Annotated in this window: 10 protein-coding genes and 1 pseudogene; 2 read left to right on the top strand and 9 right to left on the bottom strand. The window is 43.6% G+C overall.

Translation table 11 applies throughout. From position 1 onward, the window contains the following. Positions 1-776: 776 nt before the first annotated feature. Positions 777-1,412, bottom strand: coding sequence for a glutathione S-transferase family protein (locus tag QUD05_RS18570; RefSeq protein ID WP_289797370.1), 636 nt, complete (start codon positions 1,410-1,412; stop codon positions 777-779). Between the two features lie 241 nt (positions 1,413-1,653). On the opposite strand from QUD05_RS18570, the gene QUD05_RS18565 reads away from it, so the two are divergent. Further along, positions 1,654-3,078 carry a cobyrinic acid a,c-diamide synthase CobB gene (locus QUD05_RS18565; RefSeq protein WP_289797369.1) on the top strand — a complete coding sequence of 475 codons (1,425 nt, stop codon included), beginning with the start codon at positions 1,654-1,656 and terminating at the stop codon, positions 3,076-3,078. Between the two features lie 237 nt (positions 3,079-3,315). Here QUD05_RS18565 and QUD05_RS18560 read toward each other — a convergent pair whose 3' ends face one another. The 5 genes from QUD05_RS18560 to QUD05_RS18540 all read right to left on the bottom strand — a co-directional run bounded on the left by QUD05_RS18560 (position 3,316) and on the right by QUD05_RS18540 (position 9,968). After that, positions 3,316-3,738: a tellurite resistance TerB family protein gene (locus QUD05_RS18560; protein WP_289797368.1), complete on the bottom strand. Its 423-nt coding sequence runs from the start codon at positions 3,736-3,738 to the stop codon at positions 3,316-3,318. A 57-nt stretch (positions 3,739-3,795) separates the two neighbouring features. Next, entirely contained in the window at positions 3,796-5,232 is a 1,437-nt protein-coding gene (locus tag QUD05_RS18555; RefSeq protein WP_289797367.1) for a 16S rRNA (cytosine(967)-C(5))-methyltransferase, read from the bottom strand. Between the two features lie 206 nt (positions 5,233-5,438). After that, positions 5,439-6,890, bottom strand: a complete 1,452-nt coding sequence (locus tag QUD05_RS18550) for a glycoside hydrolase 100 family protein (RefSeq protein WP_289800003.1) — start codon at positions 6,888-6,890, stop codon at positions 5,439-5,441. A 666-nt stretch (positions 6,891-7,556) separates the two neighbouring features. Next, a complete protein-coding gene (locus QUD05_RS18545) occupies positions 7,557-8,174 on the bottom strand; it encodes a Uma2 family endonuclease (protein ID WP_289797366.1) in 618 nt (205 codons plus the stop codon). 57 nt (positions 8,175-8,231) lie between these two features. After that, positions 8,232-9,968, bottom strand: coding sequence for a DnaJ domain-containing protein (locus tag QUD05_RS18540; protein ID WP_289797365.1), 1,737 nt, complete (start codon positions 9,966-9,968; stop codon positions 8,232-8,234). A 665-nt stretch (positions 9,969-10,633) separates the two neighbouring features. Between QUD05_RS18540 and QUD05_RS34455 the strand changes: the two are divergent. Continuing rightward, positions 10,634-11,485, top strand: a pseudogene (locus QUD05_RS34455) (hypothetical protein); the annotation flags it as partial. Here the strand turns inward: QUD05_RS34455 and QUD05_RS18530 are convergent. The 3 genes from QUD05_RS18530 to QUD05_RS18520 all read right to left on the bottom strand — a co-directional run bounded on the left by QUD05_RS18530 (position 11,433) and on the right by QUD05_RS18520 (position 15,103). Then, on the bottom strand, positions 11,433-11,999 hold the full coding sequence (locus QUD05_RS18530; RefSeq protein WP_289797364.1) for an REP-associated tyrosine transposase: 567 nt from the start codon (positions 11,997-11,999) through the stop codon (positions 11,433-11,435). The pseudogene QUD05_RS34455 and the gene QUD05_RS18530 overlap by 53 nt on opposite strands. A 72-nt stretch (positions 12,000-12,071) precedes the next feature. Next, positions 12,072-13,625 (bottom strand): NAD(P)H-hydrate dehydratase, encoded by a 1,554-nt coding sequence (locus tag QUD05_RS18525; protein WP_289797363.1) that lies wholly within the window; start codon positions 13,623-13,625, stop codon positions 12,072-12,074. A 77-nt stretch (positions 13,626-13,702) separates the two neighbouring features. Further along, positions 13,703-15,103 (bottom strand): family 2B encapsulin nanocompartment shell protein, encoded by a 1,401-nt coding sequence (locus QUD05_RS18520; RefSeq protein ID WP_289797362.1) that lies wholly within the window; start codon positions 15,101-15,103, stop codon positions 13,703-13,705. Between the last annotated feature and the right edge of the window lie 4 nt (positions 15,104-15,107).

Genomic DNA, 15,107 nt, shown 5'->3' with positions numbered 1-15,107 from the left:
GGGTTAGGTCTGTATTCCATACAATTGAGAACCGCTATATACGGCGATTTATCGCGTTTTTGGCGATCAATAATTTTCATCAAAAAACCTTAACCGAACCGTATTGCATTAACATAAGCTGTTACGTATACAACTTGCATTATCAGGGCGGGCAAAATGCCATTGGTGTCAAGTTAACGCTAAACCCGCTTGGTGACAAGGTTTTGCCCTCGCCCCCAGCCCCTCTCCCATCCGTGATATCATGTCCGCATAATTAGTTATGATTTCCACAGTCATTGCACCCCACCCCCAGCCCCTCCCCGCTTGCGGGGAGGGAGACAAAGCGCAGCTTTGGCGGGGTGGGGTTCTTGGGGTTTAGTAAGTAATCAAGCGGACATGATATGAGAGGGGAGCTAGACATTCAATTCCCTTTCTCCCAAGGGAGAAGGGGTTAGGGGATGAGGGCGTGAGGGATTTGTAAAACGCCTGTCCGATATAGTTTTCGGCTTAAGTTGACACCAATGGCAAGATGCCCGCCTCACAATTATATTGAAAAAAATATTAGTGCAAATTGAAGGCGCAACAGCTTAGCAAGTCAATGTATTGGCATAACAGGCTGATGTATTGGCATAACAGACCGATGTATTAACATAACAGACCGATGTATTGGCATAACAGGCTGATGTATTGGCATAACAGGCCGATGTATTGGCATAACAGGCCGATGTATTGGCATAGCAGGTCAATGTATTGGCATAGCAGGTCGATGTATTAGGTGATTTCCGACAAGGAAAAGTCTATTGAAAGGATACCTCGTATTTACCTCCACGCTCCAGGGCGCGTTTGTAAGCAGGTCTTTCATGAATGCGCTTGACAAATTCTTTGAGCTTTGGTCTGTTCTTGACCTCTTCGGGAAGCGCAGCCACCACTTCTAGGGGAAAGCTCATTTGGATATCGGCGGCGGTAAATTCATTGCCTACAAACCACGTATTTTTACGGAGTTCGTCTTCTATGTAGTCCAAGTGAAGTTTAATTTGGGGCGCGACAAATCCGCTAACCACGCTGCTGTCACCTGCCCCAAAATTGTTCAATACCAGCCGCATTACCAGTGGTGGCATTGCCGAGCCTTCGGCGTAATGCAGCCAATACTTGTAGCGCAGATACTCTGGCGTACCCGATGCTGGGACTAGCTGACCATTACCATAGCGATCAATTAGGTATTCGATAATTGCACCCGACTCAGCGATCGCCAAGTCTGCATCTGTGATTACTGGTGACTTGCCGAGGGGATGAACTTGGCGTAGCGTCTCCGGTGCCATCATCGTCTTGGCATCGCGTTCATAGAATTTGATTTCGTATTCGATACCTAATTCTTCAAGCAGCCACAGCACCCGCTGCGATCGCGAGTTGTTAAGATGATGCACTGTGATCATAAAACGTTCCTTTTGTGGTAGCTGATTATTATCTGATCTTGGATAATCTCCTCTCCAACTGTATTATTAAACAGACGTTTCTAACCTAACTCCCCTAATTGGGTGGTTTTCTTGTTTCTAATTGGTATAAGTTTGAGTTAGTCGGTTGGAAAAACTGGTGCATCTGCTTTTGCAAAAAGTAACGATAGACATACAGCCAAGAATCGAAATAGTTGCTGCATATTATTAATTTGTTTCATTTATGGCTTTAGTCATTGCCGGGGAACGTAGTGGGGTGGGTAAGACAACAGTCACGCTCACCCTTTTAGCATCTTTACGCCGTCGCGATCGCTTGGTGCAATCTTTTAAGGTGGGACCAGACTACATCGATCCAATGTTTCATCGACACGTAACCGGTCGTGCTTGTCGCAATTTAGACCCCGTGCTGACTTCTGAAGCTTACGTTCAGCAATGTTTTGCCCATCATAGCCAACTGAGTGAATATGCCCTCGTGGAAGGGGTGATGGGGTTGTTTGATGGAGTGAAAGAGGGAGCAGGGGAGCAGGGGAGCAGGGGAGCAGAGGAGAAGAACAATGCCCAATGCCTAACTGACTTTGCAAGTACGGCACACATTGCACGGCTGTTAGATTTACCTGTGGTGTTGGTGATTGATTGCAGTCGTTTATCTGGTTCTGTAGCTGCGATCGCTCACGGCTATCGATCTTTTGATCCCCGCATTAAAATAGCTGGGGTAATATTAAATCGCGTCGGGAGCGATCGCCATCTCTCTCTCCTCAAAGATTCCCTAGAACCCTTACAATTACCGATTCTCGGCGTCATGCGCCGTCAAGATAATATCACAATTCCTGATCGCCACCTGGGTTTAGTACCCACAGCCGAACTTCCCGAACTCAACGCTTTAATTGATCGCCTCGCGGATTTAGGAGATAGTTGCTTCGACTGGCAACGCTTATTACCTTTGTTAAAATCAGAATCCCTTTCTGGCTCCACTTCATCCTCCTTATCTCCCTCATTCCCAGTTAAGATTGCAGTAGCCCGCGATCGCGCGTTTAATTTTTATTACCAAGACAATCTCGATTTGCTGCAACAACTTGGTGCAGAATTGGTTTTTTGGAGTCCGTTAGAAGATGCTGACATACCAAAAGATATTCAGGGAATGTATTTTGGCGGTGGTTTCCCGGAAGTTTTTGCCCAGCAACTCGCAGAAAATTCTAACGTTCGTGATGCGGTGAAAACGGCAATACTTAAAGGAATACCTACGATTGCCGAATGCGGCGGATTAATGTATTTGTGCGAGCAAATTATCGATTTTGAAGGTAAATCTTGGTCAATGGCGGGAGTGCTACCAACATCTGCGGTGATGGGTGGACGTTTAACTTTGGGCTATCGTCGTGCTGTCGCTTTGCAAGATAATTTGTTAGTTAAAGCAAATACAACTGTTTACGGACATGAGTTTCATCGTTCCCATTTAACCTTAACTCCCACTCAACCCCTATTTGAAACTTCTCGCTACGATTGCGAAGAAAATATGGGATGCGAGGGATGGGGTTTACCTGCAAATATTCATGCTTCTTATGTTCATCAGCATTGGGGAGAAAGTAGAGAAATTCCCCAGCAGTTTCTTAAAAAATGTCTAAAAGTAGCATCTTCAGGAACGTTGATTTAAGGGACTTCCAGAAAATAAATTATCCAATTTACTCAGATAATATTTTTCTTTCTCCCCCTGCCCCCTGCCCCCTGCTCCCCTGCCTAGACAGCGATGGGATATTTTTTTATTTGGAAGTCCCTAACCCCAAAACCCTCATGTAGAGACGCGATTTATAGCGGAGCATAGGGACGAAGAGACATAAAAAGGCAGTGAGATAATTCACCGCCTCCTCTTGGATTAACTTATAACTCGATATTAGTTTTGGACTTCAACCCAACGGCGGTAAAGCTTTTGAATTTGTTTGAGAAGCGCAGTAGGAGCTGGTTGATTTGACTCATTCGGCTTCGCTATATCCTGCAATTGCGTCAGGAGTCTGGCTTCTTCGACGGCAACTTCACCATCGCTATAAATTAAGCCACTGATGGCTTCAATCAGATTTTCGCAATCTTCAAGACTGGGGCGATCGCCTAGATACTCCCGCACCCAGTCGTAGCATTCTTTTGGCTGTACAGGAACTAATTCGTACAGCCAAGGCTTAATTTCTGGGTCGTTAGCTAAACCTTTTGCTTGAGCTATTTCGCGGAGATATTGCCGTTCTTCTGGCTGGATTCTGCCATCGATCCAGGCGGCTCCAATCAGGATTTTAACTAAGTTTTTTACATTGGAAGGGGAAACCATTGCTGCCTCCTCTGGTAGATTCAGGCCTCCACCAAATCGTACAATCCTAAACAGTATTCACTCGGAATTATTGGTTTTTCTTAAGCGCACCATAAAAAAACCATCCATATCCTGTCGATGGGGCCAAAGTTTAAACCAACCTTGAGGCGCACTATCGGTAGAATCAGGTAACTCCACGCCACTAGGAGACTCAATTTGCCACTGAGGTGAATCAGCTAAAAACGCCGAAATTACTTCTTCATTTTCTGCTGGATGCAATGTACAGGTGGCATAAACTAGTACACCACCAGCTTTGACAAAAGTTGATGTATGTGTCAACAATTCTCGTTGCAGCACCGCAAGTTCTCGGACGGATTCTGGTGTCTGTCGCCAACGGGCATCAGCATGACGGTGCATAGTTCCCAAACCAGAACATGGAGCATCGAGTAATACTCGGTCTGCGGTGTTTTGAAATTGATTAAAGTGGCGACTGTCGCCAGTATAAATCTGAATAGATTGTAAATTTAGCCGTTGAGAATTTTCTTGGAGTTTGCGAAGACGAGAAGGAGTGCGATCGCAAGCCCAAATTTTCCCTTGATCTGCCATCAACTCAGCGATATGGGTTGTTTTCCCCCCTGGTGCTGCACAGGCATCAATTACCACCTCACCTGGTTGGGGGTCGAGCAAATGACCTACTAGTTGAGCGCTAGCATCTTGTACAGTCCACCAACCTTCTTTAAAACCCGGTAGTTTTTGAATCGCCCCAGTATTTCCAATAAATCGTAAAGCTTGGGGTAAATGAGGAATCCGTCTCACCAAAACACCAGCAGATTGCAAAGCCGCCTCAACTTCCTCGATGGAAGTACGAAGTGGGTTGATGCGTAAATCGATTGTTGGTGATTGGTTCATCCATTCACACAGTTGTTCTGTCTCAGTCAAACCCAGTTGTTCTAACCAAACTTGAATAATCCAGTCAGGAAAACTGTGTAAAATGCCCAAGCGTTCCACAGGGTTTTCTGGAAGTTCTAACGGATCAAAATAGGTAACAGGGGACTGGGGAAGTAACAAAGAATCTTTCTCCTCTGCCCCCCTGCCCCTCTGCCCCCCTGCCCCTCTGCCCTCCTGCTCCCCTGCTTTTCTAAGATACTGGCGTAATAGACCGTTAACAAAACCCGTAAGTCCAGAAAAACCGTTTTCTTTAGCGAGTTGGACTGTGGTATTAACAGCCGCTGAGGCGGGAATACGCTCTTGATAACGCAGTTGGTAAAAGCCTAGATGTAAGATGGTGCGGAGGTCTTGTGGTTGTTGATCGGATTTCTTTTTGGCAAGTTGATCGATGAGAGTATCAAGAGTGCGCTGCCTTCTGACGCTTCCATAAACCAATTCTGTCACCAAACGGCGATCGCAATCAGGCAAACTGACTTTTTGCAACACTCTATCTAGGGCAACATCAGCATAAGCCCCCTTATGAACATCTCGGAGGGCGATAAAAGCTAATTGACGGGCGTTTGTCATGAAAATACGATTCAGGAGTCAGGAGGCTTTTGTATTCTAACTCCCAACTCTTTACTAATTCGTAATTCGTAATTCGTAATTGTCGAATTTAATTCCCCCTTGTTTATAGGTGGTTTTGTTTCAATCTGGGTCAAGCTTTCTGTCTGGAACTGTCTTTTAATTACGAATTACGTTAGCGACACAGGAGCGTCATTATAAATTATGAATTATTGCATATATGGGTCTACACTGGCAATTTCAAACTCACACGCTCTAGAAACCTGTTCTGCTGGTAATTTTCCAAAGCTGATTAATGGTAAAGAAGTGGGGTCTGCCATCAGTTCTTTTGCTAATAAGAACCCAGTGATTGTCCAAGTTTGATATTTTCTCGCTTGTTTCCCAATCAGTCGCCCTTTTTTACCATCGTAATACTCTGGCCATTCATCTGTGCTAAGGCGTCCTTGGGCAGTTTCAATCGCCTTTTGTGCAAGACTTGTTCTATTAGTTTTCACAGCCGCCGCCGCCAACATCCACATTAAAACTGGCCAACTACCAGCATTATGATACGACCAAGGTATATTTTTGGGGTCACACCCAGTCACAATTCTGTATTCTTCATGTTCCAAAGCTGGGAAACAAATTTTCATTGGCATATCTCCCACCAAATCATCCCATCGTTCCTCAATGAGAGTCATAATCGCTTGTGACTGTTCTTCTGTGGCTAAATCTGAAATAATTGCCATTAAGTTTCCGAGTGAAAAGAAGCGAGTATCTAGCTGCGACGGGCCAACATTACCTGCTAGATAACCACCTTTTTTTGGTAGCCACTTATCTAATTCATAATAGGGAACAGAATCTACATATATGTTGAACAAATTAACAGCAGCCTTGCCATATTCTTCACTTTTGAAGCGATAAATTGCATTCAGACGATTAATATCTATCCAATAATGCTGGCGAATATGAGCGCATAAAAGAGGCAATCGGTTATCAATGGCTTCAACAATATCAGAATTACCTTGACAAATTAGTAGTTCACGAGATGCACGCAATGCCGTGTAAAAAAGAACTTGCAATTCTAAAGGATGCCCATAAATGCCCATACGACGGTCAATCATACAAGCGCCATCTGGAACCAACAGTGTTGGGTACATATCAAAACGATTCGCCAAGCAGATTTCCATGATTAACCTGATACCATTTTGGAATTCAGGTTGATAGGCGAGAGAAAAATCTTCTGTGGCGACTACATAAGCACGCAACAAAATAATCCACCATAGGCAAGAATCTACAGGTGTAACTCTGGCGATCGCATGTTCGCCAAAGTCTGCTTCTAAATATTCTTGTCCATTTTCTGATACTACTTTAAAGCTAGCTGGTATTAATCCTCTTCCTGGCTTATAGGCATCTAATGCCTTTTCTTTAGGCTGTAACTTTAAAGTTTCTTCTAAGAAATTACGAACAATATCGGTTCTACCTTTAATCAGAAAAATTAGAGCAGAAGAAACAAAATCCCGGACAAAGCACTGATCGTAATTGAGCGCTTCTACAGATTCATCATAAGCGGCTACTGTCCCAACCGGGCGACCTTGATAATAGAGAATTGATTTTTCTAGTGCTAGCCATGCTTCTTCCACTTCTTTTAAATTCTCAGTAGTTTCCAATTCGTTTAGGTGCATTGCCAGAATAACTCCATAAGGATTGTGAATTTGTGGTAGATGTGTCTTCATTTATTATTTTTGCTATTCTCAGCATAACAAAAACGATTCTTTGAATAGCAAAGATAATTAGGCAAAAAAATAATCAACTAGCAAAGAATAAAATTGCTGACATTTATGCAACTTTCTTGTTAGTTAATTGCTTGTAATCTATTACTATTTTGGTGAATTCTAGTTATTGTTTTCCACCAGAAGTAGTAACATGATTCCTAAAAACAGTCACATAAGATATATTTTTAGATTATTTATTGTTCTGTTGTCTGTCCAGAATCATTGCTTTACCAAACAAAAACATATCTTCAGTGCTGTTTAGGGTTTGTGTGAAGTTAAAACTGGTTGCAGTATATTTACTTGAACAGGATTAGTTTTTGACACTAAGAAGTCAGATTATTCCCCTATTATCTAATAATTTATAACGTTTTTTCAGAATATGCAAGATGAAGACTATAAAATTTTAATATGTCAATACTTCTCAAGGGTTAAATATCTTACCCTACTGATAGATGAAACGGGACGTTTATGGGAGTATAGCCAAAAATAATAAAGAGTACTGAGTCGAAATACCGCCCATAAGGTACAGAGAATATACAAAGTACACAAGTACTGAGATTAGCAAAGTGATGTTCATTACTGCTCTCCCGAAGCAGCCTTAAACACTTGTTCAGCAGTTAGATTTAGCTCTGTTAAAGTTGGTGATTGAATTTGGTCATTACTACAAAACTGAGTTACTTGGTACTCACCTTCCACTAATCTGTAAACTGATATTGTCGGTTGTTTGGGATTGCCGATAAACCGTTTTCCACCAAGAGCAGCATAGTCAACAATCCAATATTCTGGAATCCCAATTTCTTCATATTCCGCAAATTTTAGAAAGTAATCATCTCGCCAATTTGTACTCACAACTTCTACTACTAATGGAATTGATGCGGCTTGAGTAACTGTTGATGATTTTTTCCAAAGTGGTTCATTAATTAAGTTAGGGATATTCAATACCAACACATCTGGAATATAACCAGATTTTTTATCAACCGATTTGATTAATGCTTGAGCAGGAATCGAATAAGCTAGATTAAACCTCCGAATTTCAAAATTTAGTTCTCTAATCAGAAATGCTCTGACTAACTCATGTTCTCCTGTCGGCTGCATTTCAACTATTAATCCTTTATGTAATTCATATCTGCCGTTCTCCGGTTTCCATTCGACGAATTCTTCAAAATTTATCGACTCTACTAAATGTTGAAACATAACACTATTTCCTCAGATATTATTCATATTTTGACTAGCATCGATAAACTGGTAACTTTATGTTACCTGCTGCTGGAATTCTTTATAAGCTTGATTAATTGCTTGCATTGAGGCTTTTGCGATCGCAGAGCTATTAACATCAGGATGATACAATCTTGCTAATCGGCGGTAGGCAATTTTAACAACATTGGGGCGATCGCTCGGATTTACGCCCAAGACTTCCCACCATTCTCCCGATAATTCAGAGTCGAGAGTAAATTGACTCCAAATCTTGATGCTTCCGCCATTAGCGCCACTTACCAGGGTTTTACCATCAGGACTAAAAGCAACGGGATTACACCCAGAAAGATTTTGTAGTACTTCCCCAGTCTGGAGGTTCCAAAGTTTGATTGTACCGTCTCGGCTGGCACTGGCTAGGGTTTTTCCATCGGGGCTAATGGCAACAGACAAAACCGCCGTTGAGTGTCCAGTCAAAGTGGAAATTAATTCTCCAGTTTGGAGATTCCAAAGTTTAATTGTGGTGTCTGTACTACCACTAATAAGAGTTTGACTGTTAAGACTGATGGCAACTGTATTCACAGCACCCAAATGTTCAGTGAGAATATAGCGTTGTTCCCAAGTTTTGACATCCCAAAGCCTAATAGTTTTATCGGCACTACCACTTGCAAGGATTTTACCATCGGGACTGATGGTGACAGATGAAACTGCATCTGAGTGTCCATTCAAAGTGCGTTTTACGGTTCCTGTGTAGCGTCCCCAAATTCTAATTGTCTTATCAGCAGCACCACTAGCAAGAATTGCCCCATCAGGACTATAGGTTACTGAGTTAACAAAACCATTATGACTATAGGCATTTAAATAAAAGAATGTGCGGAGAAATTTTTTTGTGTCCATTTGCCAACTGCTGATTTTGCGATCAACACTACCGCTTGCAATCTGCTGTCCATCAGGGCTGATCGCAACAGATAAAACTGCCTCTGCTTGTCCAGAGAATGTGTAAAACCATTTTCCGGTTTTCAAGTTCCACAAATTAACTTGTCTGTCATCACTGCCACTAACTAAGGTAGTACCATCAGGATTGATTGCGATCGCATTAACTGCCGCTAAGTGTCCTTTGAGTGTGCGTACACATTTCCAAGTTTCAGGTAGCTGGGTTTTCAGAGAAATTATTTCTGGTTCAATATTGGGAGTAGAAGCTTTAGGCGTAACAAATTCTGATTTTTTGTTGAATTTAGCCTTAAGCGCTTGTAACTCATCCTCGATTTCCAAAACAGCAAATTTTTGGTTGAGATCGTCACCTGATAAAAATGCTTCTAATTCCATCACTGCTTCGGAATAGTAGGCCATCTGCAAAACTTTCTCTTCCATGCGCTCAAAAAGCTGTGCTGGAGTTTCGCTAATTCCCGATTCGTCTAACAGTTTGGCAATACCATAGGCGGCGAGTCCGACTACTGCACCGATTCCTGCCATCGGGACTGCACCAATCCCAAATGCCAGCCCTACTTTCGGTGCGACTAAACCCATACCACCGACGACGCTATAAACACCAGCACCACTGACTGCACCAATTCCCATTGTAGCGAAGGCAGCTGCATCTCCTTCTGCTATGGCTTTAAAAGCGCCATAAGCAGCTGCACCAGCCACAGCGCCAGCACCCACTACAGGAGTTGCACCAATTCCAACAGCGCCAAATCCGCCTGCTAATCCCATCCCGCCTACTGTTGCGGAAACACCAACACCTGTTATGGTTCCACCTGCAATAAATGCTGCACCTGTTTTAGAGTTTTGTGTCATTGGTTTTTGTTTTTGAAGAGGAACAAACTAGGAAGGCAGAGTGCGATGCGTACGGCGGGATGCGCCTACGCATTTTCATCGTTCCTCAGTTGAAATAAAGTCTTTTTAGAATAGCAAATACCCTCCAGTAAACTTACGGGAGGGCTATCTATAATATTTGACAAATTTTTACCATCTACAGCTTAGTCAAAAAAGACTTTTTTTACTCCATAAGCTGCAAGTCCTGCCGTAGCTACAATTCCTGCTGCTGGCAATGCTACAACCGTCGTTGTTGTAAATCCCAAAACACCTAAAATTCCAGGAGCGGTAGAAGTAATTGTAGCTACTGTAATTGAACCTAGACCAGCAGCAGCAGATGAAGCTGCTGCGATAGCACCTATAAGATCAAATTTTTAGGCTGCACTGACGCTAGCTGCTACCGTGCCTTACTTCCCATAGGTGTCAACTTAACGCTAAACCCGCTTGGTAACAACGTTTTGCCCTCACCCCCAGCCCCTCTCCCATCCGTGAGCTACCGTGTATACACAAGTCGGATGTAAAGTAGGTGCAGAGGATTTTTAAAAAGCAAAAACTATGGATAATCCAATCTTAATTCACGCTTCGACGACACCAGGAACGGCATTTGGAGACCCAAGGCTGATAAAAAGGGGGCAGCATTATACGAGGCGATTAGCGATACTAGCGAGATTAACTTGCAGTCTCATGCAGGTAGGCTGTCACCGCCAGGATTAGGAGTAGTAGGCAATAACACAGATGTCGGGTTTTATATTCATCCAACATTGGTATTAGATGGTGAGAGTGGATTTCCACTGGGGTTAAGCACAGTAAAACTGTGGAGCCGAGCTATAAACCATGCAGATAAACATCAGCGAGACTATCAAAATTTACCAATTGAGGAGAAAGAATCTTACAAATGGTTAGCATCGGCAGAAAGTAGTAAGCGATGCTTTGAAGTGGGTGGAGCAAAAATGGTAACTCATATTGGCGACCGCGAATCGGATCTATTTGAGGAATTTGCCACCATACCCAACAAAAATAATCACTCAGTTAGAGTCTAGTATTGCAATCCAACGCCTAACAATTCTTGCTTTGTCCGTAGCCGTGCGAACCTTACAAATGGTTGAAGGACGCGATATAGCAGTCGCCAAAGCCGTTAGGACAGTTTGCGGGAAACGCGTCTTCAACAGCGTACTTTGTGATTTTATTGCTGTCCTAAGCTCCCTGTCCGTTGCTATAATACTCAACTTTCTGCCCAGCTTACCTTTTGTCTTGAACAGCAGCAATGCTTATCTGGGATTCAATCTTCTGTTGAAGGCGATACTAAAAAACTGCAAAATCCTTATCCACGCGGTTGTTTGCCCTGGGCTAATTGGATAATTGCTCGACTTGGTGGATGGTCTGGTTATACTTCTGGTAGACCTCCTGGAATGCCTACTCTTATTCATGGTTTAAGACAATTTGAATCTATCTTTCTTGGCTGGAAACTCGCTCTGGGTGGACTTGTGTATACACGGTAGGCTCTTCGGGAGGGGAGACAAAGCACAGCTTTGGCGGGGTGGGGTTCTTCGGGTTTAATAAGCAATCAAGCGGACATGATATGACTGGATTGTTGTGAATATAATCTAACTTTTGTCTAAACATTTCCTCATCTAGAATCACCTGCGGATGAAAACCTTCTTGCCAAAGTTGATATTCTTGTTTGGTCTTATGTTTTAATTTATAAAGCTCAAGCTGGTTGAGTATGTAGTTAGAATTATTTTTTTCAAGTAAGTCAATAATAGAACGAGCCGTAAATGATTTAAAATTTCCTATTTCTTTGGATAAACTGGCGGCAGAGGCGATTAGATGGAGATGATTTTCCATAATTACGTAACCGTACAAGGTTAAACGCTGCTGACGTTGCAGAAAATTCAGGGAATCTAAAATAATTTGTGTAAATTCAACTTTGCCGAATAGTGGTATCCAATTTATAACTGTGCAGGTGAGAAAGTGTGGCTGGGTTCCTAATACGTGGTAGCGGCTGCGTCCCATGATGTTATTTTAATTCGAGGCGGAGCCTCTAGGATGGCATTCACAGTCGAAGACTGGGAACGAGGAATTTGACTAAGTTACAGCTTTCATCAAATATTGTGTCAAGGTAAACGCATCTACACCTAATTCGGTACGCTCTTGGGCAGCTATTATACCTGCTTGCGAATGCCACCAAGCGGCAGTTGCCACAATATTTTCTAGGGGAATCTGTTTAGTTGCTGCTTGCGCTAACAATCCGCCCAGTAGCCCAGTTAACACGTCGCCACTACCACCACGGGCTAAGGCGGGTGTGCTTTCAGGAACAATCCAAACTTCACCTTGAGGGTTGGCGATCGCAGTTCTTACCCCTTTCAACAATACTACTGCCCCACTTTGGGCGGCAGCTTCTTGTACTGCTTTCACTCTGTCGTGTTTGGCATCGGCGACATCAGGAAACAATCGTTCAAATTCGCCAGTGTGGGGTGTGAGTACGGTTACTGCTTGGCGTTTTTTTAGTGTGGCGATCGCTCCGATTTGTGCCAAGATATTTAAACCATCGGCATCGAGAAGCAAAGGGCGTTCGCTTTCTATGACTTCTTGCACAATGGGCGTAGCATCTCGTGTTAAACCGGGGCCACAAGCGATCGCATTGAAGGAACTTAAATCAGTTTTTTCTGGTAATTTTAATTGAGCTATGGCTCCACTTTCCGTCTCTGGACAACCGACAATTAGCGCTTCTGGCAAATGTGACACCAAAAGAGATTTCAGAGATTCGGGTACGGCAATCGAAAGCATCCCGACACCACTAGCCCTAGCACCCAAACCAGTTAAAATTGCCCCACCTGCATAGCGCCGCGAACCGCAAATCAGCAGTAAATGTCCTTCTTTATATTTGTGAGTAACTGCTGGACGGGGTAAAAGTAAAGTAGCAAGTGCTTTTGCTCGTGTAATCCGTTTAATTTTAGGTGCATCTTTGAGAACAGCTTCCACATCAGCTAAAGGAATATCAAAATCGATTAATTCAGTTTTACCAAGATATTCCAACGCTCGATCTTGGAAGAAAGCGAGTTTCCATAAACCTAAGCAAAATGTGTGAGTAGCGCGAATGGCAGTTCCCAATACAACGCCAGTGTCAGTGTGTAAACCTGAAGGTAAATCGATACTATAAATCGGTATAGATAATTCATTTAACTGATTAATTGCAGAGGCAATGGGATCGGTCAGGTTTCTTCCTAAACCAAATCCAAACAAGCCATCAATCAACAAATCAGAATCTGGCAGTTGTTCAATTGTTTGATAAATTGGAATGCCCAAACTCTGGGCATATTGCAAGTGCTGCGAAGTTAATTCTTTAAGCTGAGAAAAAGGAGAATAAATCCAAATTTCATATCCGCGAAAGTATAATTCACGGGCTACCACTAAAGCATCGCCACCATTATGACCGGGGCCGACAAGAATTCCTACACGAGATCCCCTTAACAAAGGGGTGTTTGCAGGAATCTCTGGAATGCGACGAGCAATTAATCCCGCCACCTTTTCCATCAAAGCAACTACAGGCATTCCCGCTGCAAAGATCCGCTTTTCAATATCGCGCATCTGCCCAGCAGTCACTACCACTTGCGAAATTTGTTCTTGCCTATCTTGCATCAGTCCTGAGTGGTGAGTTATGAGTTTCAGGGTAACTGAAAGTTTAGCAAAATTGACTCATATTCCACTCAAAAAAGTTACAAACCGATTTCCACATCTTCAAGGATGCCAAGTGCATCGGGGATGAGGACAGCTGCGGAGTAGTAGGCTGTAACAAGGTAGGAGATAATGGCCTTTTCGCTGATGCCCATAAATCGGACGGACAAACTAGGTTGGTATTCGTCCGGGATACCAGTTTGATGTAAGCCAATCACACCCTGGTCTTTCTCACCAGTGCGGAGTATCAGGATAGAACTAGTTTGGTTCTTGGTAATCGGGATTTTGTTACAAGGCAGAATCGGTACATTGCGCCAGGTGATTATTTTGCTCCCGTCCATATCGATGGTGTCTGGATAGATGCCTCGACGGTTGCACTGGCGACCGAAGGCTGCAATAGTGCGGGGATGAGCTAGAAAGAACCTCGACTTCCGCCGCCGGGTGACTAATTCATCAAGATCATCGGGAGTGGGGGGACCGCTGCGGGTGTAGATGCGTTGTTTGAGGTCGGCGTTGTGCAACAATCCAAATTCGCGGTTGTTGATCAACTCGTATTCTTGACGTTCTCGCAATGCCTCAATCGTCAGCCGCAATTGTTCTTCCGTCTGATTGTATGGTTGATTGTACAGATCCGCAACACGAGTATTCACTCGCAACACAGTCTGAGCAATGCTCAACTGATATTCGCGGGGTGAAAGTTCGTAGTCAACAAATGTTCCCGGTAACGTCGTCTCTTGACTATGACTGGTTGACAATGCGATCGCAGCTTCTCCATACTTGTTTTGTGGAAGTTCTGCGCGAGTCCTAAACTGCTCAACTTGAGCCTGCAACGCCTGCGACTGGTTGAGCAGTTCCCGAAATGCCTGTTGTGGTAGCGCCAATACCGTGCATCGGGTTACAGCCTTGACCGTGAACTTCCAATTACTTTCTGACTCCAACAGATCGCCAAAATAATCACCGTCAGCTAGCATATCCAACAAAGGCTGCTCGTCATACTTGCCAATACCAATCTTGTTCGCTTTACCATGTGCGATCAAGAAAAGCTGATTGGCTGGCTGACCTGACTGGACAATGATATCACCAGGTGCAAACTCCTGCTGAACAAACCGACTTGCCAACGCCCTCAGCACCTCGGTATCGTCAAATCCTCGCAGCAAAGGCAACTCACCAAGTTCCTGGGGAATCACCTGCACCTCGTCTCCGGTGTTAGAGAAACTCAACCGCCCATCACCCACTGTATAGGTTAACCGACGGTTCAGCCGATAAGTTCCACCCTTCGTCTGCACCCACGGCAACATCTTCAACAACCACCGCGAGGTAATTTCCTGTGTCTGCGGTGCAGATTTGGTGGTCGTGGACAAAGTACGCGCAGCATCTTTACTCAAACTCAGTTGAGGTTGTCCACTCTCAACATTTAAATTTGATTCAATAAAATCAGTCATCACC

The organism is Nostoc sp. GT001, from assembly GCF_030382115.1.
Taxonomy (GTDB): Bacteria; Cyanobacteriota; Cyanobacteriia; order Cyanobacteriales; family Nostocaceae; genus Nostoc.
The sequence above is the reverse complement of the archived record's forward strand: the minus strand, read 5'-3'. Positions and strand labels throughout refer to the sequence as shown.

Bases quoted from the DNA above. Each gene is read 5' to 3' on its own strand.
- QUD05_RS18570 (WP_289797370.1), bottom strand. From the start codon at position 1,412: ATGATCACAGTGCATCATCTTAACAACTCGCGATCGCAGCGGGTGCTG.
- QUD05_RS18565 (WP_289797369.1), top strand. From the start codon at position 1,654: ATGGCTTTAGTCATTGCCGGGGAACGTAGTGGGGTGGGTAAGACAACA.
- QUD05_RS18560 (WP_289797368.1), bottom strand. From the start codon at position 3,738: ATGGTTTCCCCTTCCAATGTAAAAAACTTAGTTAAAATCCTGATTGGA.
- QUD05_RS18555 (WP_289797367.1), bottom strand. From the start codon at position 5,232: ATGACAAACGCCCGTCAATTAGCTTTTATCGCCCTCCGAGATGTTCAT.
- QUD05_RS18550 (WP_289800003.1), bottom strand. From the start codon at position 6,890: ATGCACCTAAACGAATTGGAAACTACTGAGAATTTAAAAGAAGTGGAA.
- QUD05_RS18545 (WP_289797366.1), bottom strand. From the start codon at position 8,174: ATGTTTCAACATTTAGTAGAGTCGATAAATTTTGAAGAATTCGTCGAA.
- QUD05_RS18540 (WP_289797365.1), bottom strand. From the start codon at position 9,968: ATGACACAAAACTCTAAAACAGGTGCAGCATTTATTGCAGGTGGAACC.
- QUD05_RS18530 (WP_289797364.1), bottom strand. From the start codon at position 11,999: ATGGGACGCAGCCGCTACCACGTATTAGGAACCCAGCCACACTTTCTC.
- QUD05_RS18525 (WP_289797363.1), bottom strand. From the start codon at position 13,625: ATGCAAGATAGGCAAGAACAAATTTCGCAAGTGGTAGTGACTGCTGGG.
- QUD05_RS18520 (WP_289797362.1), bottom strand. From the start codon at position 15,103: ATGACTGATTTTATTGAATCAAATTTAAATGTTGAGAGTGGACAACCT.